The sequence below is a fragment of the Mycolicibacterium arseniciresistens genome, from assembly GCF_030519285.1.
GTDB lineage: Bacteria > Actinomycetota > Actinomycetes > Mycobacteriales > Mycobacteriaceae > Mycobacterium > Mycobacterium arseniciresistens.
Genome location: NZ_JAUMSQ010000396.1, coordinates 1 through 3,452 on the forward strand (window position 1 = coordinate 1; position 3,452 = coordinate 3,452).

A 3,452-nucleotide genomic window follows, 5' to 3' on the forward strand; every position below is an offset into this window, starting at 1 on the left:
CCGCCGCGCCCGCCGGGTCGGCGTCCACCGAGGAGATCGTGGCCCGTACCGCGCCCGACGCCGATGCCGCCTGCCTGGCCGACGCGATCTGTGATCCTGGTGCGGCGCAGAGGTATTCGGCCGAGGGCTACCGCCGGATCGTCGCGCTGGGCCGCGAGCTGACCGCCCTGCGCGCGCATCTGGGGTTCCCGCTGCCCGAACTGGTGGCCGACGTGCGGCGGGTGCTGGGCATCGACGCCGAGGCCCGCGCGGCGCAACCCGTGGGGGCCGGCTGGGCCGGCGCCGAGCACCTGGACACGTTCGCCGATGTGGTCGCGGACTTCGCGGCCCGGCCGGGCGCCACGGTGAGCGGCCTGCTCGGCTACCTGGACGCCGCCATGGTGGTGGAGAACGGTCTGGCGCCGGCCGAGGTGTCGGTGTCGGCCAACCGGGTGCAGATCCTCACCGTGCACGCCGCCAAGGGGCTGGAGTGGCAGGTGGTCGCCGTGCCGCACCTGAGCGCGCGCGTCTTCCCGTCGACCGCGCAGCCGCGGACGTGGCTCACCGACCCCGCCGATCTCCCGCCACTGCTGCGCGGCGACCGCGCGACGGCGGCCGACCACGGGGTTCCGGTGCTGGACACCTCGGACGTCAACGACCGCAAGGTGCTGTCCGACCGGATCCACGACCACAAGAGCCGCCTCGAACAGCGCCGTGTCGACGAGGAGCGCCGGCTGCTGTACGTCGCACTGACCCGCGCGGAGGACACGCTGTTGCTGTCGGGCCATCACTGGGGCGCCGCGGAGTCCAAGCCGCGGGGGCCGTCGGACTTCCTCTGCGAGCTCAAGGACATCATCGACCGGTCGGTGGCCGACGGCGATCCGTGCGGCATCGTCGAACACTGGGCGCCCGCCCCGGCCGACGGAGAGCCGAACCCGTTGCGCGAGAACGTTGTCGAAGCTGTGTGGCCGCCGGACCCGGCCGGTGGCCGGCGGGCCGACCTCGATCGCGGCGCCGCCCTGGTGACGCGGGCGATGGCCGGTGAACTCCGCCAGGACGCCGATGTCGACGGCTGGCGCGCCGACGTCGACGCGCTACTGGCCGAGCGTGAACGCGCCGGGCGGGCCGCGCCGGTGGAACTGCCCGCACAGGTGTCGGTCAGCACACTCGTCGACCTCGGCAGGGATCCGGCGGCCGCCACGCAGCGGCTGGCCCGAAGGCTGCCGGTGCGGCCGAACCCGGATGCGTTGCTGGGCACGGCGTTCCACGACTGGGTGCAGCGCTTCTACGGTGCCGAGCGGCTCTTCGACCTCGACGACCTGCCCGGTGCGGTGGACAGCGAACTGCGCCGCAGCGAGGCCGAGGCGCTGGCCGAACTGCAGGCCGCGTTCATGGTGTCGCCATGGGCGGCGCGCACCCCTGTCGACGTCGAGGTGCCGTTCGACATGGTGATCGGTGACACCGTGGTGCGCGGGCGGATCGACGCGGTGTTCGCCGACGACGACGGCGGCGTCACGGTGGTGGACTGGAAGACCGGCGGGCCGCCCGACACCGACCGGGCACGCACCCAGGCCGCCGTGCAGCTGGCGGTGTACCGCCTTGCCTGGGCCGCGCTGCACGACCGGCCCGCGTCGTCGGTGCGCGCAGCGTTCCACTACGTGCGCACCGGTGAGACCGTGCGACCGGCCGTGCTGCCCGGCATCGACGAACTGGCTGCACTGTTGACGCCGGAGGCGGCCTGAGCCCTGCGGCGCCCTAGGCCTCGCGGTAGATCTTGAGAGCCTGGGTGATCATCGGGATCTGCAGGGGAAGGCGCGCGATCGCCGCGATCCGCATCGGCAACGGCTTGTCCCACCACAGCCGGACCATGTTGACGTTGCCGGGGAACACGGCCAAATACAGCGCCACCGCGGCCAGGGCGCCCACCTTGCGGGTCTGCGGCGCGATCAGCAGCCCGCCTGCCGCGAGCTCGGCGACCCCTGAGGCGTAGGTGTAGAACCGCGCGGTGCCCGGCAGTTCGTCGGGAATTATCCCGTCGAACGGTTTGGGCGCCACGAAGTGCAGCACCCCCATGCCGACGAGCATCGCGCCCATCTTGGCCCCGCGCGACGAGCCGGCGATCCGCTGCAGTTCTGGTGGGAGAGAGGTCATGATTACATTGTGACGTGCGCATCGCTGGGCGATCGATGAACGGCCCTCGTGGCCAAAGGTAGATTGCGACGTCGGCTCGCTGCGATCGACCAGAATCTGACCAGCCGACCGGACGCCGACCTGGTCGACGTCCTCTCGATTCCGGAGCCGTTCGTCAGCCCGGCCCGGCGCATCGCCATGCGGGTGATCTACGCGTTGTCCGCACTGTTCGCCGCGGTGCTTATCGTCTACCTCGACCGGCACGGCTACCGCGACATCGAGAGCACACCGGACGCCAGCGACCCGCTGTCGTTCCTGGACTGCCTGTACTACGCCACGGTGTCGCTCTCGACGACCGGCTACGGCGACATCACGCCGGTGACCGATTCGGCCCGCCTGATCAACGTGCTGGTGATCACCCCGCTGCGCGTCGCGTTCCTGATCGTGCTGATCGGCACCACGGTCGAGACCCTCACGACGCAGTCGCGCCAGGCGTTGAAGATCCAGCGATGGAGGAACAAAGTGCGCAACCACACCGTCGTCATCGGGTACGGCACGAAGGGCCGCACCGCCGTGGCGGCGATGATCGGTGACGAGGTCGCCCCGGCCGACATCGTGGTCGTCGACGAGAATCCCACCGCCCTCGAGCGGGCCAAGAGTGCGGGGCTGGTCACGGTGCGCGGCAGCGCAACCGATTCGGATGTGCTCCGACTGGCCAGCGCCCAGCATGCGAAGTCGATCATCGTCGCCACCAACCGCGACGACACCGCCGTGCTGGTCACGCTGACCGCCCGCGAGCTGGCGCCCAAGGCCAAGATCATCGCCGCGGTCCGCGAGGCCGAGAACCAGCACCTGCTGCAGCAGTCGGGCGCCGACTCCACCGTCGTGACGTCCGAGACCGCAGGCCGGCTGCTCGGCATCGCGGTGCAGACGCCGAGCGTGGTGGAGATGATGGAGGACCTGCTGACCCCGGACGCCGGTTTCGCCATCGCGGAGCGGGAGGTCACGCCCAAGGAAGTCGCCGGCTCACCCCGGCATCTCTCCGACATCGTGCTGGGCGTCGTGCGCGGCGGGAAACTGCTGCGCGTCGACGACCCGCAGGTCGACGCGCTCGAACCCGGGGACCGGCTGCTGCACATCCGCAGCGCGGACGCGGAGCGATGACCTCCGGCGGGCCGGGGGGACGGGCGATCAACTTCAGACTGCGCAACATCCCGCTGCTGTCGCGGGTCGGCGCCGACCGCGCCGACACGCTGCGCACCGACGTCGACGCCGCCGTCGCGGGCTGGGCCGACGCCCTGCTGCTGCGGGTGGACCGGCGCAACCAGGTGCTGATCGGCGGC

General features: G+C 71.5%; 3 protein-coding genes and 1 pseudogene. 3 read left to right on the plus strand and 1 reads right to left on the minus strand.

The annotated features are described in order from the left end of the window. The coding region (locus Q2100_RS29105) for a PD-(D/E)XK nuclease family protein (protein ID WP_302916829.1) at positions 1-1,721 on the plus strand (1,721 nt) is incomplete at its 5' end. A gap of 13 nt (positions 1,722-1,734) precedes the next feature. Here the strand turns inward: Q2100_RS29105 and Q2100_RS29110 are convergent. Continuing rightward, complete coding sequence (locus Q2100_RS29110) at positions 1,735-2,130, minus strand: DoxX family protein (protein ID WP_302916830.1); 396 nt, start codon at positions 2,128-2,130, stop codon at positions 1,735-1,737. 48 nt (positions 2,131-2,178) lie between these two features. Here Q2100_RS29110 and Q2100_RS29115 point away from each other — a divergent pair, with 48 nt between their 5' ends. Beyond that, a complete protein-coding gene (locus Q2100_RS29115) occupies positions 2,179-3,273 on the plus strand; it encodes a potassium channel family protein (protein WP_264010860.1) in 1,095 nt (364 codons plus the stop codon). Then, positions 3,270-3,452: pseudogene (locus Q2100_RS29120) on the plus strand (hypothetical protein); the annotation flags it as partial. The gene Q2100_RS29115 and the pseudogene Q2100_RS29120, both read left to right, overlap by 4 nt.

Bases quoted from the DNA above. Each gene is read 5' to 3' on its own strand.
- Q2100_RS29110 (WP_302916830.1), bottom strand. From the start codon at position 2,130: ATGACCTCTCTCCCACCAGAACTGCAGCGGATCGCCGGCTCGTCGCGC.